Here is a 23,774-nt window from a genome sequence, read left to right as displayed (position 1 = left end):
GGGAAACGACCATGCGACCTTCAATCGTCGGCAGCAGCCTCCTCACCTCCGCACTGGCGCTGTGCCTTGCCGCACCCGCCTATGCGCAGTCGAACGATCCGATCAAGATCGGCGTCATCGCCGAAGTGCAGTCGATCGCGGGCGCTGCGACCCCCGGCGGCGCGCAGATCGCTGCCGACGAGATCAACGCCAAGGGCGGCATTCTCGGCCGCAAGGTCGAGATCGTCACCTATGACAACAAGAGCTCGTCGGCCGACTCGGTGCGCGCCTTCCAGCGCGCGGTGAGCGAGGACAAGGTCTCCGCCGTGATCGCGAGCTATATCTCCGAAGTCGTTCTCGCGCTCGAGCCCTGGGCGGCGCGACTGAAGATGCCGCTGATCACACCCGGCGCCGCCTCTAACGAGATCACCAAGGCGATCCACAACGACTACGAGAAGAACAAGTACACCTTCCACGGCTATCTGACTTCGGCCGCGCAAGCCCAGCTCGTCTGCGACGCCGCCAAGGATCTTCTGGTCGACAAGCTCAAGTTCAAGACCGTCGCGATCATGAGCGAGGACGCGGCCTGGACCAAGCCGCTCGACGTCGGCTACGAGGCCTGCCTGCCCAAGGCGGGCCTGAAGGTCGTGGAGCATGTGCGCTTCTCGCCCGATACCACCGACTTCACGCCGATCTTCAACAACATCGAGGGTAAGAAGCCTGACGTGATCGTCACCGGCATCTCGCATGTCGGCGTGCAGCCGACGGTGCAGTGGAAGAACCAGCAGGTGCCGATCCCGATGTTCGGCATCAGCGCGCAGGCGCTGAGCCCGACCTTCTGGAAGGACACCAATGGCGCCGCCGACGGCGTGCCGTCGCTGGCAGTGGCGACGCCCGACGTCGCCGTGACATCCAAGACGAAGCCGTTCGCGGCCGCGTTCAAGGCCAAGTTCGGCACGCCGCCGGCCTATACCGGCTACACCGCCTATGACGAGGTCTACTTCATCACCGAAGCGATCAAGCGCGCCGGCTCGACCGATCCCGACAAGATGGTCGCCGAACTGGAGAAGACCGACTACGAGGGCACGATCGGCCGCATCCAGTTCTACGGCAAGGACGACGAGTTCACCCACGGCATCAAGTCCGGTCCCACGACCGTGTCCGGCCTCGTCTTCCAGTGGCAGGACAGCAAGCAGGTCGTGGTCTGGCCCGAGAAGATCGCGGAAGGCAAGCTGAAGTTTCCCGCCTTCGTGAAGCTGTCGCAGTAACCGGCTCGTCCCGGCATCAGGCCCACCGCTCGTTCGCGAGCGGTGGGCTTTTCTTTGTTCTTCAAGAATCTTTGTCCTTCAGGAAACATGCTGCGCCGCGGGCGGCCCGTAGCGACCTTGGGTCACGTTGACGTTTTGCCGCAACCTCCGCCATGTACCCCGCCGGTGATGAAGCGGAGCATCTCAGATGGACGCAGGCATCTCTCCCGGACAATCTCCCGCACCTCAAGATTTCGCCCAGATATTCAGGCTGATCGGTGGGTACCGCATTTCGCAGGCCCTACGCGTTGCCGTCGAGCTTGGCATTCCGGATCACCTGGCGGCAGGCCCGCGCCATTGCGACGATCTGGCGACAACGACCGGAAGCCATGCTCCGACGCTTTACCGGCTGCTTCGCTTCCTGGCCGGTGCCGGCCTGCTCGACGAGACGTCTCCGAAGCAGTTTGCGCTGACACCTCTTGGGTCTACCCTCCGCGCCGATATCCCGGCTTCGATCTGTCCGGTGGTGCGGCTATGGCTCAGCGAGTCGCACTGGCAATCCTGGAGCCATCTTCTGCACTCCGTACAGACCGGCCAGCATGCCTTCGATCACGCACACGGGACGGGGGTCTTCGACTATTTGCGCGAGGACGCCGAGCTCTCCGCGATTTTCAACGCGACGATGACAACCAGCTCCGCCCGGTTGGCCACCGCGCTTCTCAAGCACTACGATTTTCACGGGATCGGCCGCATCGTCGACATAGGCGGCGGACATGGCTTCACGCTCACAACGATTCTGGCCAACCACCCGACCATGCAAGGCGTGCTGTTCGACCTTCCCGATGTCGTAGCCGGCGCGTCTCTGGAGGCGATTGGAGGCACGAAGCGATGTGAGATCATCGGCGGGAGCTTCTTCGAAACCGTTCCGGCAGACGCAGATGCCTACATCCTGAAGCAGATCATCCATGACTGGGACGACGATCAATCGCTGGCGATCCTGCGAAATGTTCGCGCGGCAATGCCAGGACATGCTCGGGTTCTGCTGATCGAACGACGGATCGAGCCAGATCATCGCGACGCCATGCGCGTGCTCCATATCGACATGGAGATGCTGGTCAATGTCTCCGGCATGGAGCGCACCGACGCCGAATATCGATCCCTGCTGGAGCAGGCCGGATTCCGATTGGCGAGGGTGGTGCCGTTGCTCGACGGCGCGGGCTTTGCGGTATTCGAGGCCATGCGCTCCGACACGAACTGAGGTCGGGCAGATCGCTCGATGCGGCTCGCCTTCGCAGTTGCGTTCTGCGCCAGCACCCGTCTATCGACCTTTCGCCATGTTGACTTTCCGCCTCCCCGCTCCCCATAATTCGCAAAAAAATAACAAGACCAATCAACAGACGGGTTTTGAGGGAGGATAGGATGCCGACTTCACGCAGGCAGCTGCTGAAGAGCACTGCGGCTGCCGCCGCTGCACTCAGCCTCGATTGGACCCGGGCCCAGGCGCAAGCCGAGAATTTGCGCATCGGCCTGATCTACGACCTCACCGGCCCGTTCGCGGCGGGCGGCTCGGTCGCCTCGTCAATCGGCGCGCAGATCGCGATCGATCTCGTCAACGAAAAAGGCGGTGTCGGCGGCAAGACCAAGATTGCTCCGGTCGCCGCGGATTCCCAGAGCAAACCCGACGTTGCGATCAACGAGGCCGAACGCCTGATCAGTCAGGAGAAGATCGACATCATCAACGGCGTCTATGCGAGCTCGCATGCGGTGCCGCTCGCGGCCAAGGTCGAGCAGCAGAAGAAGATCCTCTGGATCACGACCGCGGTCTCGACCGCCGTGTTCAAGGACAAGAATCTGCAATACGTGTTTCGCGCGCAGATCCATTCCGACCAGTATGGCCAGGCCTTCGCGAGCTTCCTCGCCGAGCATGCGCAAGGCAAGCTCGGTATGGATCCGAAGGACGTCAAGGTCGCGCTGATCCACGAGGACGGCCCGTATGGCGTCGGCGTCGCGGCGGCCGACGAGGCCTACGCCAAGCAGGCCGGCATCCAGGTGGTGCTGCGCGAGGGCTACTCCGCCTCGGCGCCCGACCTCTCGGTGCTCGTTACGAAAATCAAGCGCGCCAAGGCCGACGTGATCTCGCATGCCGGTTACAACCCCGACATCACCCTGTTCCTGCGCCAGGCGCGCGAGAGCGGATTGCGCTTCAAGATGCTGTTCGGCGCCGGCGCCGGCTACAGCCAGCTCGACAAGCTGCGCGCCACCTTCGGCGCCGACATCGACAATTTCTGCAACATCGATCCGGTCCCCGCGCAATTGCTCGATCCCGCAAAGCTCGCGCCGGGCATCGGCGATCTGACCAACGCCATGGTCACGCGCTACAAGGCCAAGACCGGCGCGACCGAAGTGCCGCCACACTGCTCGATGGGCTTCAATCAGACCTGGTTGCTGCTCAATAACGTGCTGCCGGTCGCCAAGGAGAAATACGGCAGCTTCGATCCCGAGGCCATCCGCAAGGCCGCGCTCGACGTCGACATTCCCGCCGGCGGCACCATCCAGGGCTACGGCGTGAAATTCTTCCCGCCGGGAACGCCGCTGTCCGGCCAGAACGAACGCTCGACGCCGGTCGTGATGCAGAACGCCGGCGAGCGCATCTCGGTGGTGTGGCCGACCAACATCCGCACGCAGGACCCGGTGTTTCCGCTGCCGAAGGGTTCGACCTACGGGGCGTGAGGTGATGCGGACGGTCTCTTCCCCTCTCCCCTTGTGGGAGAGGGTGGCTCGCCGCGTAGCGGCGAGGCGGGTGAGGGGTTATCTCCGCAAGCAAATCTCTTACGTTCGAACTCGCGGAGAGAGACCCCTCATCCGGCGCTTCGCGCCACCTTCTCCTACAAGGGGAGAAGGGATAGCAGCGTGCCTGCGGTCTCTTCAGCGCCTACAAGATCACCCGCCGTCCCTCCTCCGCGGCCCAGTAGCCCGCGTAGTTCACCTTGATCGTCTCATACGCCAGTGCGAGGTCCGACAGCGGCTGCCGTCCGCTCGCGGCGCATTCCATGAAGTCCTGGATCTCCTGCAAGTACCCGCGCGTCCACTCCTCCTCGAGGCAGACATATTGCCAGCCGGTTTTGCGGTCGACCTTCTCGGTGATGTAAACGCTGGCGAGCTTCTCCTCGCTGGTCTGGTAGCTCATCAGATGCGTGTTCGGGGTGATGTTGGCGAACAGCGAACCGCCGGAGGTGTAGGTTTCGATCAGATTGCGCACGCCGCCCATGATCATGTCGCCGGAAAACACGGTCGCCTTGGTGCCGTCGGAGAAGGTCGCCGTCAGCGTGCCCCAATCTTCGACATCGACCGGATTGGCCTTGATGTAAGTGCGCTCCTCGGGCTTCAGGACTGCCGTGACGTTGCCGACGTCGCCGGTGACGCTGGCGACGCGGATGGTTTCGCCGCGCGCTTTGGCCTCCACCTGCTTGAGATAAAGCACGGCCGAGAGCGGATGGCAGCCCATGCGGATCAGCGAGCCGCCGCCGGTCATCGCCCATTGCGCGGCATGCGCGGCGTGCGAGCCGGAATGGCTCTCCTCACCCTTCATGAACAGGATCTTGTCCTTCGTCGCCCTGATGATCTCCGCGGTCTTGGTCACCGCGGGCGCGTAGACCCAACCCTCCGCATACATGAAGAGTTTTCCGGTGCGCTCGATCGCGGCGCGGGTCGCGTCCATCTCCTCCAGCACCCGCTCATACATCAGCGCCTTCGGCACATGCTTGCCGATCGGCTGCGCGTCGCCTGCCCGGCCGAAATAGCCGGCGAACGGCTTTTCGCAGATCACGTGCTTGCCGGCCTGCATGCTGGCGACAATCATGTCGGCATGGAGATTGGGCGGGGTGCAGATGTCGATGACATCGAGCTCGCGGTCCGCGATCAGTTCGGCGAAGCTGCGATAGACCCGCGGAATGCCATGGCGGCCGGCGAATTCAACGACATGATCGCCGCGCGCCGCGACCGCCGCGACCTCGACATCCACACCGTAGACGCGGCGGAACGCATACACGTGCAGCTCCGACACGAAGCCGCAGCCGACAAGCCCCACCCGAATCCTGGCCATAGCGCCCCCCTTAGCCTTGCGTTGGGCGGCACTATAGCGCGACGGCCAGCCTATTCCACCGAGACCCGCACCACGCCGGCGCTCATCATGCCGAGCGCTTTGGCCGCCGGCACCGAGAGATCGACGATCCGGCCGCGGATAAACGGGCCGCGATCATTGACGCGGCACTGAATCGACCGGCCACCATAGGACACCGTCAGCACGCTGCCGAACGCGCGCGTGCGGTGAGCGCAGGTCAGTTCGCCGCCCTTACCGGCTTTTCCGTAACCGTAGTATGAGGCAAGCCCGCTTTCGGCTTGCGCGACAGAAAATGCAGAAAGCGAAAAAGTGGCCAGACTGAAGAAAAGCGTCGTCTGCGTTCGCACGGCACCGCTCCCGGTTGCCCTGCCCGGCGCTGCAAACGTCGATTTGTTCCGGTAAGTTCCAGGAACACTGCCGGGCGCGCCCGGCAGTGCCATCACACATTGTTACTGTTTATGGAACACCAGCGTGCGGACCTCGATGCTTTCGCGCGGCGCCGCATCGGTCGGCGTGGTCGGATCGACGAAGGCGGTGTGCGGCCCGAACCGGGTGCGGCCGTCGGTTGCGGAATCGTAGCACTTGAGCAGCAGCGCCTCGTCCGGCGTCATCTCCGGAAAATAGAACCAGCGGTGGTTCGGATTGTATTTCACCGAATAGGTCTCGCCGCGGCGATTGGGATAGATCAGATCGGAGGCGACGAGATCGTCGGGCGCAACCGTCGTGCCGTCGGCCATCGCCAGCGGTGAATCGCGCAAGGGTCCGCGGATCGGCCGCCAGAGGTTGATCACCTGCACACGCCCCTTCAAAAGCGCGTCGGCTTCGTCGGGCAGATGCTCGCGCACGCGGTTGGCGCCGGAGACGGCGGTCTGGTCGACGTGGACGCGCGTCGCAGGCTGGCGCGGGCCGCCGTCGCGAATATCCGCCGCCCCCTCGACACGCCTGCGCACGGTATGATCGAAGATGACGACCCGGTCGGCCTTCAGCGTCGCGCGCAGGAACGCCTCGACGGCGGGGTAATAGACCGCGCGGATTTCCTCGTCGTTGTAAAAATCCTTCACCTGCGTCGGGTGACGCATCAGCGCAAAGCCCTCGCGATCCAGCGAGAAATTCTCCGCGATCAGGCGCGCGTCGAAAATCGGGACCTGATGCGGCTCCGGCAACGACGTGCTCTTGGGCTCGCCCGGCGGCGGATCGAAAGCATAGGTGCGCGGCTTGCCGGAAACCGGCGCGAGGTAGTTGAGTTCGGCAGTGACGAAGGGAAGCGATTCGATTTTTGTTTCTTGCAGGCCCATGGCCGGTCTCCCGATGTGGTCGTCTGAATGATTTTTGCGGGGATGCGGCGCGGTGCAAGGGAGGCGGTACAAATAGCAATGAGGCTGTTGTCGTCAGTTCGAAATGCAGAAGGAATGTTTCGAGGAAGGCGATTGCGCTGGAAACGTCCTCCTTTTCTCACGATCCCTTGAAGCGCCCGTGAGAGCGTTCTTCCTTCTCCCTTGTGGGAGAAGGTGGCGCGAAGCGCCGGATGAGGGGTATCTATCCGCGAGCTCCATCGCGAGAGGTGGTACGCGGAGAGAGACCCCTCACCCGTCCCGCCGCTACGCGGCGAGCCACCCTCTCCCACAAGGGGAGAGGGAAAGCGCGCACTACAGCCCCGCCTTGGCGATCGCGTCCGCAAACGAGCGGTCTACGATCTCGGCCGCATCGAGCTTCTGCTTGATCAGGCCCCAGCGGAAATAGAGGTCGATCGTGCTCTGCTCGTCCGCGACCACGCCGTCGTCGATCGGCGCGATGCGGATCTTTGCGCGCGACAGCCAGTTCTGCGGCACGACGGTCGGGATGTTCATCAGCTTGCCCCAGGTCGCGGCATAGCTGTCGACGTTGCTCAGCGACCACGCCCGCGCCGCCGTGAGGCGCCGGATGAAGTCCGTCAGCTCCGCGCGCTTGTCGCGGATGGCGTCGGGCCGTGCGACCTGGAAGCTCAGCCCCGGCGTCAGACCCTCCGAGGTGATGACGCGGCGCGATTTGAACAGCACCTCTTCCTGGCTCACATACGGCTCCCAGGTCGACCAGGCATCGACCGAGCCTTGCGTATAGGCGATCTTGGCATCGGACGGCGCCAGGAATGCGATCTGCACGTCGGACGCAGCCCAGCCGTTCTTCTCGAGCGCAGCGAGGATCAATTGATGACCGATCGAGCCGCGCCCCGTCGCGATCTTCTTGCCGCGCAAATCGGCGAAGCTCTTGATCGGCGAATTTTCGGGCACGAGGATCGCGAGCCCCTCGCGGGTCTGACGGATCGCGGCGATCGCCTTCACCGGCGCGCCGGAGGCGGCGGCGAAGGTGAACGGCGCATCACCCACGATACCGGTCTCGATCGCGCCGGCGCTGAGCGCTTCCAGCAGGGGTGCCGCTGCCGGAAACTCCTTCCACTCGATCTTGTAAGGCACGTCCTTGAGCACGCCTGCCGCTTCCATCACGGCCTGCGAATTGCCCTTCTGGTCGCCAACGCGCAAGGTGGTTTGCGCCGCCACGAGCTCCAACGAGCCGAACAGCAGCGCACCGGCCAGCATGAGACGGATCATTCCGCCGCCTCGCCGCGAACGGCCTGGCGCTTGGCGACCAGCTCGCGCGTCAGCGGGATCAGCTCGCGGCCATATTCGATGGCGTCGATCAGAGGATCGAAGCCGCGGATCAGGAAGTGGCTGATACCGAGATCGTAATAGTCGCCGAACACTTCGGCGACTTGCTCGGGCGTACCGACCAGCGCGGTGGTGTTGCTGTTGGCACCCGTGAGCTTTGCGATCTCGGTCCAGAGCCGCTTGTCGATGCGGCTGCCCTGGTCGGCAAGCGAGAGCAGACGCCGCGCGCCGGCCGTGGCGTGGCCGTCGGCCGGCTTGCGATAGCCAGTCTTGTCCTGGAGCGCGGTGGCGCGCGCCAGAATCTCTTCCGCCTTCTCCCAGGCCTGCTTCTCGGTCGGGGCAATGATCGGCCGCACCGAGAGGCTGAAACGCGGCGTCGGCCGTCCCTGACGAACCGCCGCGTTGTGGACGCGGGAACTGACGTCGCGCACCTGGGCATAGGATTCGCCCCACAGCGCAAAGGTGTCGGCATGCTTGCCGGCGACCTCGATCGCCGCATCCGAAGCGCCGCCGAAATAAATCCGGATGCCCTCGGGACGATATGGCTTCACCTGCGAGAATGCGTTCTCGACCTGGTAGTGCTTGCCCTTGTAGGTGAACGGCTTGTCGCTGGTCCATTCGAGCTTGAGGACATCGAGGAACTCGGAGGTGCGGGCATAACGCTCGTCCTTGTCGTCGAGCGTGTTGCCATCCTGCCGAAGCTCGGTCGCATTGCCGCCGGTGATGACGTGCAGGGCGACCCTGCCGCGGGAAAACTGGTCGAGCACGGCGAACTGGCGCGCCAGCAGCGTCGGCGCGGTGAAGCCCGGCCGCTGCGCGATCAGCACATTGAGGCGGTCGGTGACGCCCAGCACGTGCTGGGCAATCTGGAGCGCGTCCGGCGTCGTCGAATGAAACGCCAGCAGGGCGCGGTCGAAGCCGGCATTTTCGTGCGCCTTCGCCACCGTCTCGATATGGGTGGGGTTGAGGACCGGCCCCTCGCGGACGACGGTTTCGGACGAATTGTTGTTGCTGATGAAGCCGATGAACTCGATCGACATGATCGTCTCCCTGTTTGTTTTCCTGAAAGCTAGAGGCCCAATGCGGCGCGGCCTAGGCCGGTGCGGGTGGCATCGTCCTGCGGCGTGTGCACACGGCCGCACAAGACATCGCGATAGTGCCGCTCCAGCGGATTGGCGCGCGACAGGCCGTGATTTCCGGTCAGCGATAGTGCATCCTCGACCACGGCAACGGCGTTGTTGGTCACCGTCAGCTTGATGACGTTGGATTCGCCGGTGGAGAGAGCGACACCGTCGTCGAAGTCGCGGGCGAACGTCTCGATCAGCCGCGCATTGACTGCGAGCCTGGCCTCGATGGCACCGAGGATCTCCTGCGCCCGCGGCAAGGTCGCAAGCGGCGCGCCGAGGCTGGCGGGGACGCGCTGCTTCAGGAACGAGACGAACCAGTCGCGCGCGGCGCGGGCAATGCCGTCATAGATCGCGGCGACGAACACCGTGTGGACCGTCGCCTGCGCAACGTCGGGCGCACGCCACTCCTGGGGATTGCGGACATCGACCTCGGCATCGAGCGGGATCACGACGTCGTCGAAGATGACGTCGTGGCTGCCGCTGGCGCGCAGGCCGTGATGATCCCAGGTCTCGACGATGCGGGTGCCCGGCAGTCCAGCCGGCACCAGGAACTGCCCGACGCGCGGTTCGGCTTCGTCGGTCCGCGCCCAGACCAGATACCATTTCAGGATCGGCGATCCCGTCGAATAGATCTTGTGACCGGTCAGGCGCCAGCCGGTCTCGGTGCGCCGTGCGATCGTCGCCGGCAGGCCGCCGCGCGCGGGCGAGCCCAGTTCGGGCTCGACGCGGAGCGCGTTGACGAGCGCGAGGCCCTCGACGCTCTCACGCGCAAGCTTGCGCGAGAGCTTCGCCGGCCAGGTCGGGCTGCGCCCCATCACCAGATGGTTGATGTAGTGCATCGACAGCACCAGCGCGGTCGACGAATCGGCCTTGCCGATGATGCCGATGACGCGCGCGGTGTACCGTGCGCCCGCTCCGGCCCCGCCATGAACGGCCGGCACCGTCAGCGACAGCAGGCCCGCCTCGGACAGCTCGCGAAAATTCGCGAAGGGAAAGCTGCCGGCGCGATCATGCTCGGCTGCGCGCGCAGCAAAGCCTTCGGCCAGCGCCTCGGCGCGCGCGATGTAGTCTGGCTCACTATGGGCGGTGAGCCCTTTGGCTAAAGAAGTCACCATGTGGCATCTAATCCCAAGAGACCTAAGATCTGGCGGCGCAGATCCGCGAGATATGGATCGCCGCGATGGCGCGGATAGGGCCGGTCGACACGGATGTCGGCCCTCACCCGCGCCGGGCGGTCGCTGAATACGATGACGCGGTTAGCGAGCACCAAAGCCTCCTCTGCGTCGTGCGTCACCAGCAGCGTGGTAAAGCCCTTGCGCTGCCAGAGCGAGACAAGCTCGGCCTGCATGGTGATGCGGGTCAGCGAGTCGAGCTTGCCGAGCGGCTCGTCGAGGATCAGGATTTTTGGATCATTCACGAGCGCGCGGGCGAGCGCGACGCGCTGCGCCATGCCGCCGGAGAGCTGATGCGGATAGGCATTGCGGAACGACGACAGCCCAACGAGATCGAGCGCGTCATCGACACGCTTCCGCTGGCTCTTCAAAATGCCCTGGGCCTCGAGGCCCAGGGCGACGTTGTCCCAGACCGACCGCCAGGGAAAAAGGGTCGGATCCTGGAACACGACGACGCGGGAGGGATGCGGGCGGGTGATGCGCACCTCGTCCTCGCGGAGCGTTCCGGCCTTGGGCTTGTCGAGGCCGGCGACGAGCCGGAGCAAGGTCGACTTCCCGCAGCCGGAGGGGCCGAGCAGCGCGACGAACTCGCCCGGCTCAACGGAGATGCTGACGTCGCTGAGAACAGGCAGCTCAGTGCCATCGATGTCGAAGGCGTGGCTGACCTGCTCGATGTCGAGCGCGGCGCCGGCGGCCGGCGGGGTCGTGACCTCGGCCAGTGCGGTTGCGGCTACCATTTCACGGTCCCCTTCTGCCAGACCAGGAGGCGATCGCGGATGGCGAACAGCAGCGTGATGGCGCCGGAGCAGAGCAGCGACATCACGATCAGCGCCGCATACATGTTGGCGTAGGCGGCCCAGCCTTGCGCCCATTGCAGGTACCAGCCGAGCCCGGCCTTCACGCCGATCATCTCGGCCACGACGAGCACGGCGAAGGACGAGCCGAGCCCCATGAACAGGCCGACGAAGACGTGCGGGAGTGCCGCGGGGATCGCGACCTTCAGCACCAGGAAGGACGGCTTTGCACCGAGCGTGCGCGCGACGTCGTAATAGGCGTTGCTGACGCTCGCGACGCCGGACCAGGTCAAGACGGTGACCGGGAAGCCGGTCGCGAGCGCGATCAGGAAGGTCGAGGCGCTCCAGCTCGACGGGAACGTGAAGAAGGCGATCGGCAGCCAGGCGGTTGCCGGCAGCGGGCCGATGAAGCGCAGCACCGGATGCACCCAATAGCCGACCGCGCGCGACCAGCCGATCGAGACGCCGGTCAGGAAGCCGACCGTGGCGCCGATCAGGTAGCCGCCGAGCTGCAGCTTGACCGAGGCGAACACGCTGTCGAGCAGCTTTGGCAAATCGTCGGTATAGACCTCGATGATCGACTGCGGCGGCGGGAAGAACGGCAGCGGCAACCATGCAAACTTTGCGGTCGCTACCTCCCACAACGTCAGGAATGCGCCGAGCGCCACGAGCCAGGGCGCGCGCTGGCGCAACGCCTTACCCGCAGTGCCCAGATATTCGGCGCCGACGGTGCCGAACAAAGCGATTGCGGCAACGATGAAGGCGGCGATGCCGAGCGAGTGCGTCCGCGACCAGTCGCCGACATCCTCCCACCACAGGCAGGACAGGCCGAACGCGATCCACGCGACGCTGGCGAGAATGCCGACGCCGGATTCCCGGACCCAGCTCGCAAGGACCGGCGCGCGCGAGAGGCGCGGCGCGCCGGAGGCGAGGCCGTCAGACAGCGAATACGTCGACATAGATGCGCTCCGCGAATTTGGTGGTATCGGTGCTTTGCTTGAAGACCTGGACGCTCTTCAAATCGTCGGCATAGGACTTCAGCTCGCGCTTGAGCACTTCACCCACGGGATGATGATGATGGGTGTGGTAGCGCACCATGCCCTCGATATCGGCGAGCGACGCCGTCTTCGGCGCGTAAGGCTGGAACGATTTTGCCGTCACGACTGGATTCTGCGCGGTGAACATCGCGGCATCGAGCAGCGCCTGCGTCAGGGCGCGCGCGACTTGAGGTTCTTCGCGCACAAGCGAGCCGCGCAGGCCGAGGATGCAGCAGCTCTTGTCGCGATATTCACCGTCGAGATTGGAGGCGACTTCCTTGTACTGGCTGTCCTTGAGCCAGAGATAGCCCAGCGGATCGGACGACAGGAAGGCCTGCACCTCGCCCTTCTCGACGGCGACGTTGAGCAGGTTGCCGGGATAGGCGCGCCAGTCGACATCCTTGACCGGGTCGATACCGAGCTTGGCGAGCTGAATGGAGAAGAAGTTCTTGTCGGGGCCACCGAGGTCGCCGACTGCGACGATCTTGCCCTTGAGGTCGGCGAGCTTGCTCACATTGGAGTCTGCGCGGGTCAGGACGCGCATGCAGCCGCCATGGGTGCCGGCGGCGATCTTGACGTCAAATCCCTGCTCCAGCGGCTTCAGCCAGCGCAGCGCCATGCCGAGCCCGGCATCGCTCTTTCCCGTCGCGATCGCCTCGAGCAGCTGATCGGTCGAGCCGGAATAGTTGATGAGCTCGATGTCGAGATTGTGCTTCTGGAAGAAGCCGTGCTCGATGGCGACGGGCACCGGGGCGAGACAGACCGCGCCGGCGTTCCAGGAGAGTTTCAGCTTGCGCGGCGCGCCGGTGAGGACGGGGCCATCCGCGGCCGTCCGGCACAGCGGAAACTCAGAGAGATCGACACCGGGCGCGATCGCCTGTGGCGCGAAGGCCTGTGCTGCACCAAAGGCACCAAGCGGCGCGGCGAATGCCGCCGCAAGCCCCGCCTGCAGCAAATGACGCCGGTCGAGGCCCGATCCGCTGCCCTTGTTGTCGTTGCCCATCAGTCCCCGCTCCTGCGCTGGCACAGCTCCGCCATTCACGCAACGTCTCGCGTTGCGCATGTTCCATGTGGAGCCGCGTTGAGAGAATAATTTCGCCGGCGCTTCCCGCGCCGCTTTGATGCGATGCGCAAATCATGCGGCGCGCCCGCCGCATCGTCAATGAAATGGAATTTCGAATGTGGCGCGAAGCGAGGTCATTCTCTCCATCAGCGCATGGGACAGCGATGAAACGATTTTCGTTGCTGCATCATCCTGCAAGGATGCGCCGCGACTCCGCAGCCTGCATCATTCTTGCGCATCACCCGCCGCGCACGCGGTGCGTTCTCGAATGCGGCGCTACGCTGAAACGTCATTGCCCAACGCATCTGCAATACGGATAGCCATTTCATTGACTGCGCATCGCGCCGTCATAGACTTGATCGTCTCGCTGCATCGCTCGCTCACGCGTCGTGGGCAAAGCAACAAGACAGGCCACATGAGCATCAACTTCGACGACCATTCCATCACACGCCGGCTCGCAGCATCGCTGTTCGCCGCAGCCATCACCTTGTCGACGGCTGCCGCCTCGTTCGCGGCCGACACCGTCGTGCTGCGCGTCGGCGACCAGAAGGGCGGCAACCGCTCGCTGCTCGAAATCTCCGGCTATGCGAAGGACCTGCCCTACAGAATCGAATGGTCGGAATTCCCTGCCGCAGCTCCGATCCTGGAAGCGCTGAACGCCGGCGCGCTCGACGTCGGCTACACCGGCGATCTCTCCTTCCTCTCGGTCTATGCGGCCGGCGCGCCGATCAAGGCGATCGGCGGCACCAGGTCGGATGCGAAGACGCAAGCGATCCTCGTGCGTCAGGATTCGCCGATCAAGTCGGCCGCCGACCTCAAGGGAAAACGCCTCGCCGGCACGCGCGGCGGCTGGGGCCAGTTCCTGATCGACGCGACGCTGGAGAAAGCGCAGATCAAGCTGGAGGACGCGACCTTCGCGCCGCTCGGCCCGGTCGACGCCAAGATCGCACTCGTCGCCGGCTCGATCGATGCGTGGGCGGTGTGGGAGCCCTACGTCTCGTTCGCGACGCTGAAGGACAAGGCCCGCGTGATCGCCGACGGTGAAGGCCTGACACCCACCATCACCTTCATCGTGGCCTCCGACAACGCCATCGCCACCAAGCGCGCGGCGGTGCAGGACCTCGTGCAGCGGCTGAACAAGGCGCGGCTGTGGTCGCTGGATCACATCAGTGAATACGCCAAGAGCACGGCCGAGCTGACCAAACTGCCGGAGGACGTGCTGCTGTCGGCCTACACCGCGCAGCGCACCAGCCCGATCGTGATCGACCAGAACGTGGTGAAGGAGGTGCAGGAAGCCTCCGACCGCTCGACGCGCTACGGCATCCTGCCGAAGACGCTCGATGTGAGCAAAGCCGTCGACCGCAGCTTTACGGCCGCGGCCGCGGGGTCAAACTAGCGCGGGGCGCGGCGGGATGCGCAAGTCCAGCCTCAAGGCCGGCCCGTTGCATCTCGCCGCGATCGTGCTCGCGCATCTCGCCTGCATGAGCCTGATCGTGTGGCTCTCGCTCTAGCCGCGCAGCGTCCTTACCAATATCCGCGATCATAGGCCCGGTACGGTCGGTAGTAGCCGTAGCGAGGGCCGTAATATGGACGATAGGCTCGATAGCCGTAGTAGCGGGGACGCGCGTAGTAGCCGCCATACCCATAGCTCGGCCCGTAGCCGCCGTAATAGGCCGGCGCATAGCCATAGGACGGAGCGTAGCCATAGCCGTAGCCCGAGCCATAACCATAACCACCATAACCGCCGTAATACGGGCCGCCGCCATAGTAACCGTAGGGCGCGCTGCTCGCGATGGCACCGCCGATGATTGCTCCGGCGAGGAGGCCTCCTGCGCCCCATCCCCAGCCACGGCCGCGCCAATACACCGGGGTGACATCGTCACCAACGGCGGCCTTCATGGTCGCGACGTTGGTCGGCAGCGGAGCCGCTGCCGCCTGCTCGATTTGGCCGGCCATCACCGCGCCCGCCAGCGAACAGGCAATCGCCGTTTTCCAGATACTCATCGTCTTGCTCCCTGTCTGACGTTCGTTTGGAAAAGGATCGCAAGGCCATGATCGGGCATCCTTGCCCCAAGTCAAAGCCTCCGAAAGTCACAGCCTGCATTGCGTGCACCGCACAAGAATGCCCGCGCATGCCTCGATTGTGGTCCGGCCAACGCCAGCGCCCGCACGGGCATGACACCGGTGCGACGGAGCCACAGGCCACAGCAAAGCATTAAGCTTCCCGGGCGTTCGCAACCAACAAGCACCTTCCCGATTTACTATTCGTACCGTTACTATCGGTTCCAATGTGCGCGGCCGGGAGGCTTCTCGCAAAGCGCCAGAGGTGTGGGAGGATGACATGAGTGCCGCGAGACCCGAGCCGCTTGCCCGTCAGGCGCTGGCGTTCGTCCTGGCCGGCGGACGCGGCAGCCGGCTCCTGGAACTGACCGACCGGCGCGCCAAGCCCGCGGTCTATTTCGGCGGCAAGTCCCGCATCATCGATTTCGCGCTGTCCAATGCGGTGAATTCCGGCATCCGCCGGATCGCGGTCGCGACCCAGTACAAGGCGCACAGCCTGATCCGGCACCTTCAGATGGGCTGGAACTTCTTCCGCCCCGAACGCAACGAGAGCTTTGACATCCTCCCGGCCAGTCAGCGCGTCTCGGAGAACATGTGGTATGTCGGCACGGCGGATGCGATCTATCAGAACATCGACATCATCGAGTCGCACAACGCACGCTTCATCGTCGTGCTCGCCGGCGATCACATCTACAAGATGGACTACGAGGTGATGCTGCGCCAGCATGTCGACAGCGGCGCCGACGTCACCGTCGGCTGCCTCGAGATGCCGCGCGCGGAATCATCCGGCTTCGGCATCATGCATGTCGACGAGAACGGCTGGATCCAGCAGTTCCTGGAGAAGCCGGCCGATCCGCCGCCGATGCCGGGCAAGCCAGACGTCTCGCTCGCCAGCATGGGCATCTACGTGTTCGATACGAAATTCCTGTTCGACCAGCTCAAGCGCGACGCCGAGGATACGAACTCCAGTCACGATTTCGGCAAGGACATCATCCCCTATATCGTCAAGAACGGCCGCGCCATCGCGCATCAATTCTCGACCTCGTGCGTACGCTCGGGCAGCGATCCCCGCGCCTACTGGCGCGATGCCGGCACGGTCGATGCCTATTGGGCGGCCAATATCGACCTCACCGACGTCGTGCCGGAGCTCGACCTGTTCGACCGCGCCTGGCCGATCTGGTCCTATGCGGAGATCACGCCGCCCGCCAAGTTCGTCCATGACGAGGAGAGCCGGCGCGGCCAGGCCGTGAGCTCGCTGGTCTCGGGCGGCTGCATCATCTCCGGCGCCTCGCTGCGCCGCTCGCTGCTGTTCACCGGCGTGCGCGTCAACTCCTACGCCACTGTCGAGAACGCCGTGATCATGCCCTACGTGAACGTCGCCCGCGGCGCTCGCTTGAAGAACGTCGTGATCGACCGCGGCGTCGAAATCCCCGAGGGGCTCGTCGTCGGCGAGGACCCGGAGCTCGACGCCAAGCGCTTCCGCACCACCGAGCAGGGCATCTCGCTCATCACCCAGACAATGCTCGACAGGCTCAATACATGACGCCTGTTCGCGTCCTCGCGGTCGCCTCCGAAGTCTACCCGATCGTCAAGACCGGCGGCCTCGCGGATGTCGCCGGCGCACTGCCGCTTGCGCTGAAGGCGCACGGCGTCGAGATGCGCACGCTGATGCCGGGCTATCCCGACGTGATGCGGATGCTGGGGGGAGCCGGCGAAATCCGGCGCTGGCCGGATTATTTCGGCGGCCCAGGACGCCTGCTCGCCGGCTCGCATCACGGGCTCGATCTGTTCGTGCTCGACGTGCCGCATCTCTATGCGCGGCCGGGCAATCCCTACGTCACTCCCGAGGGCGTCGACTGGCCCGACAATGGCCTGCGCTTCGCTGCGCTGTCACGTATCGCCGCCGACATCGGCCACGGCCTCGTCCCCGCGTTCGTGCCCGATGTGGTGCACGCCCACGACTGGCAGGCGGGGCTTGCGCCCGCTTATCTGCACTATGACAACCGTCCGCGGCCGGGCACCGTGATGACCATCCACAACATGGCCTATCAGGGCAAGTTCGCTCCCGAGCTGATCGGTTCGATCGGTCTGCCCTGGGACTCCTTCAACGTTCGCGGCCTCGAATATTTCGGCGGCATCAGCTTCCTCAAGGCGGGGCTTCAACTCGCCGATCGCATCACCACGGTCTCGCCGACCTATGCGCAGGAGATCCAGAGCGACGAAGGCGGCATGGGGCTCGGCGGCCTGCTGCGCGAACGCGCTGATGTGCTGAGCGGCATCCTCAACGGCATCGACACCGACGTGTGGAATCCGCAAACCGATCCGCACATCGCCTACCGCTTCGGCGCGGACGACCTCACGTTCCGGGCCGCGAACAAGGCGGTGCTTCAGCAACAGTTCAATCTCGATTCCTCGGACGAGGCGCCGTTGCTCGGCGTCATCAGCCGCCTGTCCTGGCAGAAGGGGCTCGATCTCCTGCTCGAGGCCATTCCGACCATTTTGGGCGACGGCATGCAGCTCGCACTGCTCGGCAGCGGCGATCGCGATCTCCAGGATCGCTATCAGGCCGTCGCCCGCGCGAACCCCGGGCGGATCGGCGTCGTGATCGGCTATGACGAGATTTTGGCGCACCTGATCCAGGCCGGATCGGACGCGCTCATCGTGCCCTCGCGGTTCGAGCCGTGCGGCCTGACCCAGCTCTACGCGCTGCGCTATGGCGCTGTCCCGATCGTGTCGCGCGTCGGCGGCCTCGAAGACACCATCGTCGATATCGGCGAGGCCAACCCATCGGACCGCGACGCGACCGGCTTCAAGTTCGCGCCCGTCACCGTAGAGGCCCTCACCGGCACGCTGCGCAAGGCCAACACCGCCTTCCACAACAAGGCGACCTGGCGCCGGCTGCAATTGAGCGGCCTTGCGACCGACGTCTCCTGGCGCAACCGCGCCGGCGACTATGCCGTGCTCTATCGCGATCTGATGACGGCGCGCCGCACCTCATGATCACCACCGAATCCATGCTATAGAGCCGGCATGGACCCTTTCGCGATCAAGCTGATCGGCTTTGCCGCCGCAACCTGCACCACCGTCGCCTACGCGCCGCAGTTCATCAAGGTCTGGAAGACCCGCTCGGCGCGCGACATTTCGGTCGGCATGTTCCTGGTCATGGTGCTGGGCCTGGCGCTCTGGCTCATCTACGGCCTGCTCTCTGGCGACGCCCCGCTGGTCGCGGCCAACGCCATCACCATGGTGCTCGCCGGCGGTATCCTGTTCATGAAGCTGAGGTATGGGTGAGGTTGAAGCTGCGTAGAGCGGATTGGCGCGTGTACCCATAAAATCCGGGATGTCTGTTTTCGAGGGGCCCCGGAGCGGACATAGACAATCGATCATCGTGTGGTCCGTGCGGTACCTGAAAGGTAACGGTCCTTGATCCAGATCAAGTCAGACTGTTTGTAGCCCGCTGCTTAATTGCCAATATGCCAGGCCGCAGGAGCCGCCTCCGTTAGCGGCGCCGGAAACATTCTTCGTCGCTACGACGCCGCCGTAATATGAAGGGGCAGCGACAGACGCATTCTCAACACCGATCTCGCGTTCCCAAGGGGGCGCCTATGAGTAGATCAGAAGCTGACGTCCAAGATCTGCGAATGATGGAAAGATGCCTCGAACTCGCCCGGCAAGGGGTGAAGCAAGGAGAGCTGCCATTCGGCGCCGTAATCGCGTTTCGAGGACAGGTCATCGCAGAAGCGACCAACCACGTTTCATCGGAATGCGACGTGACCCGACATGCGGAACTCGTGGCTCTATCAGAGGCCCAGAAGATTCTAAGGCAAAAGCGCTTGCCGGATTGCACCTTGTATTCAATCGTCGAACCTTGCCCAATGTGTTCTTTCCCGGCACGGGAGGCGCGGATTGGTCGCGTGGTGTTCGCCATTTCATCTCCGATCATGGGCGGATTTTCGAGATGGGACGTTCTGTCGGACAACAGTTTGTCGAGCAAACTGCCTGAGGTCTTCGGACCTGCGCCGGAAATCGTCTCGGGCTTGCTATCCCAAAGGGCCGAGCAGGTCTGGCGCGACTGGAACCCGCTCGCCTGGCGATTTATGAGACGACGAGGCTGCTTCGGACGAGCGGCCGAGCCGACTTCGTGCCACGCGGGCGCGCCTCGGCCAACGTTTTCCTGGAACGCGCTGGCGGATATTTTGGCCGCGCCGGCTCTTTCGGTGAGTAACGTCTTCCTGCGCCGGCGTGCAGATTCAAACACCATCTCGGACCTGGACAAGCCTGGAGTCTGAGATCGGGAGCGCGCTGCTGCAGGATCAGGCGCGTGTGGCTATCGTTTCAAGTGCACGCGTCGGAATGGGGACTCGGTCTCGTGAACACAGGTGCGGGAAACCAAAGTGAGCTCCGAGCCGTCGCTTGGCGCTGCGCAAAGCCATCACCGCCATGACGGAGTCAACGGCGAGCCGGCTAAGACCAGGGAGTTGCCCCGGGTCTTGAACAAGCGAACGTCCAATCTTGCGCAGTTCAGGCTTACCTGCTGGCCCGATATCTATGAGCGCGGCCCTCGGAAGTTTTCGATGAGCGGGGTTTAGAACAACACGACAGACGGCAAAGGGAATTCTGAGTTCGGAAGCAATTCGAGCGACGATCTGCGACTCCATATCGGCGGCAACCGCCCCGGTGATGCCATGGAAATCCCGTCTCTCTTCAAGACTTGTCATCGGGGAAGCGACACCAGCTATCGCAGAGTAGCTGGCACCCGGGATCATCCGAAGGAGCTCCTCGGCCCAGGGGAGGTCAGCTGGATAAGCTTCATCTTTCGCGGCAAATACCGACGAGGCGATGACAATGTTACCTGGTCGGAGCTTCGGATCTAGCCCGCCGCACACCCCGAAACTGATAATGCCGCGCGCGCCATGTCTGATGGCGTCACGCAAGTAAAAGGCGGTCCGGTCACCTTCAGCGATCATCGCTGGCGCGCCGGCTATTCTGGCCTCGATCGCAAGTCCAACTACGGCGATGACCGCCTTCACGTCACAGCGAGGGGCGCCAGTCTGAGCGTCGTTGACCGTGACATGCAGCGTCATCAGAGGCGTCGATAATCCTGAAACCGAAGTATTTCCAGACTCGGACAATCAAGAGTAAGCCGGCACTAGCACTGTCCGTCTAGACAAAATCGACAAGCCTCCCGATTGGAAGCCAGTTGTTGGAGAACTGTGCCTCGGACACCACAGCTGCCGCCTGATCGCGGCGGAGACTCGCACTTCAATGGCGCAACGAACCCAAAGCGGACTCCTCGCAAATACCGTGAATCGCTGTGCTTCAGCTATCAGGCTGCCCCCGGTTGTCAGCAACTGGCAGCATCCCCAATGTGCGCTCGTTAAAGACCGGTTCGTTTGGCGGTTCTCTTGTTTCGAACTCGCCTGCTGGCCCGAAGCGGCTGATGGCCGACGGGCAAAGCATGTCCGCTCTGCCCTGGTCATTCACACCAACTTGTTTGCCAATCGCGAGCACGTCGTCAACCTCGATGCCGAGATAGCGCACCGTGCCTTCGATCTTGGTGTGGCCGAGCGAGAGCGGTGCCATGATCGAATTTTGCCGCTGTTTTGCCCGACGTGTCAAACCCGTCGAAATACCGCTCGCGTATCCTGCCCGGCAAAAGTACTCTGCTAAGCCATTCTATTTGCTGGGCCGTTCTACTGTGCATGGGGTTGTTTTCGACATTTTTAGTCGGAACCCCGTAGGGTGGATTAGCCCGCGGCTGCGCGAAGCGCAGTCCGCCAGCGTAATCCACCACCTTCATTGCGGCTCGATGGTGGATTACGCTGCGCTAATCCACCCTACGATTCATCCAAACACATACGACGCCATCGCGACGTTCGCGACCTCGTCGACGAAGACGCGCTTGCCGACGTCGCTGCCGGCGGCGCCTGCCGCGACCATCAGCGGCAGCAGATGGTCCTCGCGGGGATGCGCGAGGCGCGCGATCGGCGCGTTCTCCCAGTCGACCAGCATCGCGTTGCGGCGCGCCGCATCCGGGTTGCTGATCGCCTCGTTCAGATAGGCCTCGAAATCATACGAGACGGGCTTCGACTCCGGCCGGTTGAAGCCGCGCATGTTGTGATAGGTGAGCCCGCTGCCGACGATCAAAATACCTTCGTCGCGTAGCGATGCGATCGCCTGCCCGACCTTGATGTGCTCGGCCGCATCGTAGCTCGCCTTCAGCGACAGCAGCAGGATCGGCATGTCCGCGTTCGGATACATCAGGCCGAGCGGCACGAAGGTGCCGTGATCGAAACCCTGATTGGGATCCTCCCGGCAATCGAGGCCGGCGTGCTTGAGCAGCGCCTTCACCTCCGCAGCGAGCTCGGGCTTGCCCGGCGCCGGATATTTGAGGTGATAGGTATGCTCGGGGAAACCGTAATAGTCGTACACCATCGGCGGATGCGCCGAGGTCGACACGGTGAAGGCTTCGGCCTCCCAATGGCCGGTGATGACGAGCACGGCCTTGGGCTTCTCGGGGAGAAGCTGCGGCAAGCGGCCGAACTCCGCGGCCGTCTTGGCATATTGCACCCGCCGGTCCTCCATGAAGGGCCATGGGCCGCCGCCATGCGACAGGAAGAGGGTTGGAAATCGCGTCATGGATGCCGGCTCGTCTCGTTGACCACATGCGCGTGCGAGCTGCCCGCGCGAACGGCGGCGAGCATAGGCAAACCGGTATGGTTAGCAAGTCGTTAACGATTTGCCGCCCACAATCCGGCCATGGCCGAAGGAGTCGGCCTGAAGACAAGCGAGACGTGAGATGAAGAAGTTTGCGCTGGGGGACGTCGTCAACAGTGACAAGGGCCGCCGCGGCGTCGTTCGCGCCGCCTACAGGTCCAAGGAAGGTCAGCAGTTCTACGCCGTCGAGAAGGACGGCACGATGGACCATCTGGAAGAACACCGGCTGAGCCCCGCGCCGCGCGTCGAGCTCGCGGCCTAAGCCCAACTCATTTTCTGTTCTCACTTGCAAGCCGGTCCAGGCGATCCGACCAGGGGTCGTCTCCGCTCGCGATGCGATCGTTCGTGATCAGCAGCAGGCGATCGCGGTCTGCGGCCGCGTCCCAATGCGGCAGATCCGGGCCGTTGGGATTGCCATTCCTTGCAAAGTTGATCCAGTAAGCGCGCATGCGGTTCGCGACCTCGCGATCCCCCCATGTGAGCAGTCCCGCGCCGGGCACGCCTTCCGCGCCGAAGATGAATTGCAACTCGCGCCCGTGCCCTTCGTCGGGATTTGTGCGCCGGGCCTCGGTCACGTAAGCGAAGCGATAGCGAAACGTAGGCGCACCGGTTGCCGCATGGAGGCGGGCGAGCAGCCTGACCGGCTCGGAGAAAACCTTGTCGGTATAGAATTTGGCTGCGCGCTCCGATGGTCTGGCGATGTCAGGGTAGAGCTGACGCAGCTCATCGGTGCTCTCGCCCGAGGACGCCAGCGTCTCCTTGATCTCCCGCTCGCCGTCGAAACGCGTCTCGTCGTCATTCGAGCCGATCATGAGTGGAATGCGGCTTTCATGTCCTGCTGTAAATCCAGTGGCCACGTCTTCGCGCAGCAGGATACCATCCATCGCGGGCGCGAAGCTGCGTTCGGATTTGGCGAGCAGTTTTTGTTCGGCCGCAAGCAGCCGCGCCGGCGCAGCGACGCGCAAATCCGCCTGCTGCCCAAGCGCCGCCACGAATTGCCGGCCCATGGCCTCCGCCTCCTGCACCGGGCGCAGGCGCGCGCGGCCGGGCAGCGATTGCAGAATGGCTTTCTGGAACAGATCGCGCGATTGCGCACACAGCATCAGCAGCGCGATCGACGTCGCGCCTGCGCCGCTGCCGAACAAGGTGACATTGTTCGGATCGCCGCCGAAGGCTGCGATGTTGTCGTGCACCCAATGCAGCGCCGCGATCTGGTCCATCAGGCCGTAATTGCCGGAGCCACCTTCCGACAGCGCGGGATGAGTGAGCCAGCCGAGCGCGCCGAGACGATAATTCACGGTGACCACGATGAGGCCGGCTTGCGCGAGCTTTGCACCGTCGAACAGCGGATCGTTCGCGGTGCCGCTGACGAAGCCGCCGTCATGGATGAAGACCATCACCGGCAGCGGGCCGTCGACCCCGAAGGGACGGAATACGTTGAGCGTGAGGCAGTCCTCGCTCGTATCAGGCAGCGAGGGCTGAAGACACGGCGCGCCGTACTCATAGGCGGTGCGCATCTCGGGGTTCTCGGCCGTTACCTGCGGTGGGCGCCAGCGCAGTGCGCCGACCGGAGCCGCCGCGTAGGCCAGCCCCTTGAACGACGCCACCTCGCCCTCGACGGCGCCGAGCATCTGTCCTTCACGCGTCAGCGCGAACGGAAACTGCCCGACCGCCTGAGCGACGGCCGCACCGTCCCAGCAGAGGAGTGAAGACGCCACAACGAGGGCAAACTGGAGCCGCATCCTGGGGGATCTCGATGCGCCAAAAGGTTCCCCGACAGGTTACGTCTGCGGCCCGCGATGAGGCAAGCTCGGC

At 64.0% G+C, this 23,774-nt stretch carries 23 protein-coding genes; 9 read left to right on the top strand and 14 right to left on the bottom strand.

The window, feature by feature from the left end; genetic code table 11:
* Window positions 1-11 precede the first annotated feature (11 nt).
* The 3 genes from CT676_RS06850 to CT676_RS06840 all read left to right on the top strand — a co-directional run bounded on the left by CT676_RS06850 (window position 12) and on the right by CT676_RS06840 (window position 3,956).
* Entirely contained in the window at window positions 12-1,247 is a 1,236-nt protein-coding gene (locus CT676_RS06850; RefSeq protein WP_135214156.1) for an ABC transporter substrate-binding protein, read from the top strand.
* 187 nt (window positions 1,248-1,434) lie between these two features.
* Entirely contained in the window at window positions 1,435-2,484 is a 1,050-nt protein-coding gene (locus CT676_RS06845; RefSeq protein ID WP_135214155.1) for a methyltransferase, read from the top strand.
* Window positions 2,485-2,645: 161 nt separating this feature from the next.
* The gene (locus CT676_RS06840) at window positions 2,646-3,956 is read left to right on the top strand and encodes an ABC transporter substrate-binding protein (protein ID WP_135214154.1); all 1,311 of its coding nucleotides are present in this window, start codon (window positions 2,646-2,648) and stop codon (window positions 3,954-3,956) included.
* Window positions 3,957-4,158: 202 nt separating this feature from the next.
* On the opposite strand, the gene CT676_RS06835 is transcribed toward CT676_RS06840, so the two are convergent.
* The 9 genes from CT676_RS06835 to CT676_RS06795 all read right to left on the bottom strand — a co-directional run bounded on the left by CT676_RS06835 (window position 4,159) and on the right by CT676_RS06795 (window position 13,121).
* A complete protein-coding gene (locus CT676_RS06835; protein ID WP_135214153.1) occupies window positions 4,159-5,328 on the bottom strand; it encodes a Gfo/Idh/MocA family oxidoreductase in 1,170 nt (389 codons plus the stop codon).
* A gap of 50 nt (window positions 5,329-5,378) precedes the next feature.
* A complete protein-coding gene (locus CT676_RS06830) occupies window positions 5,379-5,693 on the bottom strand; it encodes a septal ring lytic transglycosylase RlpA family protein (protein ID WP_071910599.1) in 315 nt (104 codons plus the stop codon).
* Window positions 5,694-5,795: 102 nt separating this feature from the next.
* On the bottom strand, window positions 5,796-6,641 hold the full coding sequence (locus CT676_RS06825) for a CmcJ/NvfI family oxidoreductase (protein WP_135214152.1): 846 nt from the start codon (window positions 6,639-6,641) through the stop codon (window positions 5,796-5,798).
* A 351-nt stretch (window positions 6,642-6,992) separates the two neighbouring features.
* Window positions 6,993-7,931: an ABC transporter substrate-binding protein gene (locus CT676_RS06820; protein ID WP_135214151.1), complete on the bottom strand. Its 939-nt coding sequence runs from the start codon at window positions 7,929-7,931 to the stop codon at window positions 6,993-6,995.
* Window positions 7,928-9,028, bottom strand: a complete 1,101-nt coding sequence (locus CT676_RS06815) for an LLM class flavin-dependent oxidoreductase (protein ID WP_135214150.1) — start codon at window positions 9,026-9,028, stop codon at window positions 7,928-7,930. The genes CT676_RS06820 and CT676_RS06815 overlap by 4 nt, the downstream gene beginning before the upstream one ends.
* 29 nt (window positions 9,029-9,057) lie before the next feature.
* Window positions 9,058-10,230, bottom strand: coding sequence for an acyl-CoA dehydrogenase family protein (locus CT676_RS06810; RefSeq protein WP_135214149.1), 1,173 nt, complete (start codon window positions 10,228-10,230; stop codon window positions 9,058-9,060).
* Window positions 10,224-11,024, bottom strand: a complete 801-nt coding sequence (locus tag CT676_RS06805; protein WP_135214148.1) for an ABC transporter ATP-binding protein — start codon at window positions 11,022-11,024, stop codon at window positions 10,224-10,226. The genes CT676_RS06810 and CT676_RS06805 overlap by 7 nt, the downstream gene beginning before the upstream one ends.
* Complete coding sequence (locus CT676_RS06800) at window positions 11,018-12,040, bottom strand: ABC transporter permease subunit (RefSeq protein ID WP_135214147.1); 1,023 nt, start codon at window positions 12,038-12,040, stop codon at window positions 11,018-11,020. The genes CT676_RS06805 and CT676_RS06800 overlap by 7 nt, the downstream gene beginning before the upstream one ends.
* Window positions 12,018-13,121 (bottom strand): ABC transporter substrate-binding protein, encoded by a 1,104-nt coding sequence (locus tag CT676_RS06795; RefSeq protein ID WP_135214146.1) that lies wholly within the window; start codon window positions 13,119-13,121, stop codon window positions 12,018-12,020. The genes CT676_RS06800 and CT676_RS06795 overlap by 23 nt, the downstream gene beginning before the upstream one ends.
* A gap of 475 nt (window positions 13,122-13,596) precedes the next feature.
* Between CT676_RS06795 and CT676_RS06790 the strand changes: the two genes are divergently transcribed.
* On the top strand, window positions 13,597-14,577 hold the full coding sequence (locus tag CT676_RS06790; protein WP_135214145.1) for an ABC transporter substrate-binding protein: 981 nt from the start codon (window positions 13,597-13,599) through the stop codon (window positions 14,575-14,577).
* A 128-nt stretch (window positions 14,578-14,705) separates the two neighbouring features.
* Here the strand turns inward: CT676_RS06790 and CT676_RS06785 are convergent, their stop codons facing one another.
* Entirely contained in the window at window positions 14,706-15,185 is a 480-nt protein-coding gene (locus CT676_RS06785) for a hypothetical protein (RefSeq protein ID WP_135214144.1), read from the bottom strand.
* 337 nt (window positions 15,186-15,522) lie between these two features.
* Between CT676_RS06785 and glgC the strand changes: the two genes are divergently transcribed.
* The 4 genes from glgC to CT676_RS06765 all read left to right on the top strand — a co-directional run bounded on the left by glgC (window position 15,523) and on the right by CT676_RS06765 (window position 19,531).
* Entirely contained in the window at window positions 15,523-16,785 is a 1,263-nt protein-coding gene (glgC, locus tag CT676_RS06780) for a glucose-1-phosphate adenylyltransferase (RefSeq protein ID WP_085401567.1), read from the top strand.
* Window positions 16,782-18,242, top strand: coding sequence for a glycogen synthase GlgA (gene glgA, locus CT676_RS06775; protein WP_135214143.1), 1,461 nt, complete (start codon window positions 16,782-16,784; stop codon window positions 18,240-18,242). Before glgC ends, glgA begins: the two co-directional genes overlap by 4 nt.
* A 30-nt stretch (window positions 18,243-18,272) precedes the next feature.
* A complete protein-coding gene (locus tag CT676_RS06770) occupies window positions 18,273-18,533 on the top strand; it encodes a SemiSWEET transporter (RefSeq protein WP_135214142.1) in 261 nt (86 codons plus the stop codon).
* 314 nt (window positions 18,534-18,847) lie between these two features.
* On the top strand, window positions 18,848-19,531 hold the full coding sequence (locus tag CT676_RS06765) for a nucleoside deaminase (protein ID WP_167767964.1): 684 nt from the start codon (window positions 18,848-18,850) through the stop codon (window positions 19,529-19,531).
* Between the two features lie 24 nt (window positions 19,532-19,555).
* Here CT676_RS06765 and CT676_RS06760 read toward each other — a convergent pair whose 3' ends face one another.
* The 3 genes from CT676_RS06760 to CT676_RS06750 all read right to left on the bottom strand — a co-directional run bounded on the left by CT676_RS06760 (window position 19,556) and on the right by CT676_RS06750 (window position 21,881).
* Complete coding sequence (locus CT676_RS06760; protein WP_135214140.1) at window positions 19,556-20,326, bottom strand: hypothetical protein; 771 nt, start codon at window positions 20,324-20,326, stop codon at window positions 19,556-19,558.
* 235 nt (window positions 20,327-20,561) lie between these two features.
* The gene (locus CT676_RS46240) at window positions 20,562-20,825 is read right to left on the bottom strand and encodes a hypothetical protein (protein WP_343287533.1); all 264 of its coding nucleotides are present in this window, start codon (window positions 20,823-20,825) and stop codon (window positions 20,562-20,564) included.
* Window positions 20,826-21,086: 261 nt separating this feature from the next.
* Window positions 21,087-21,881 (bottom strand): class III extradiol ring-cleavage dioxygenase, encoded by a 795-nt coding sequence (locus CT676_RS06750; RefSeq protein WP_135214139.1) that lies wholly within the window; start codon window positions 21,879-21,881, stop codon window positions 21,087-21,089.
* Between the two features lie 160 nt (window positions 21,882-22,041).
* Between CT676_RS06750 and CT676_RS06745 the strand changes: the two genes are divergently transcribed.
* Window positions 22,042-22,221 carry a hypothetical protein gene (locus tag CT676_RS06745; protein ID WP_135214138.1) on the top strand — a complete coding sequence of 60 codons (180 nt, stop codon included), beginning with the start codon at window positions 22,042-22,044 and terminating at the stop codon, window positions 22,219-22,221.
* A gap of 7 nt (window positions 22,222-22,228) precedes the next feature.
* Here CT676_RS06745 and CT676_RS06740 read toward each other — a convergent pair whose 3' ends face one another.
* A complete protein-coding gene (locus tag CT676_RS06740; protein ID WP_135214137.1) occupies window positions 22,229-23,701 on the bottom strand; it encodes a carboxylesterase family protein in 1,473 nt (490 codons plus the stop codon).
* Window positions 23,702-23,774: the final 73 nt, after the last annotated feature.

The sequence above is a fragment of the Bradyrhizobium sp. MOS001 genome, from assembly GCF_004634465.1.
GTDB classification, from domain to species: domain Bacteria; phylum Pseudomonadota; class Alphaproteobacteria; order Rhizobiales; family Xanthobacteraceae; genus Bradyrhizobium; species Bradyrhizobium barranii.
Note: the sequence above shows the minus strand (reverse complement) of the source record. Positions and strands in the feature narration are given on the sequence as shown.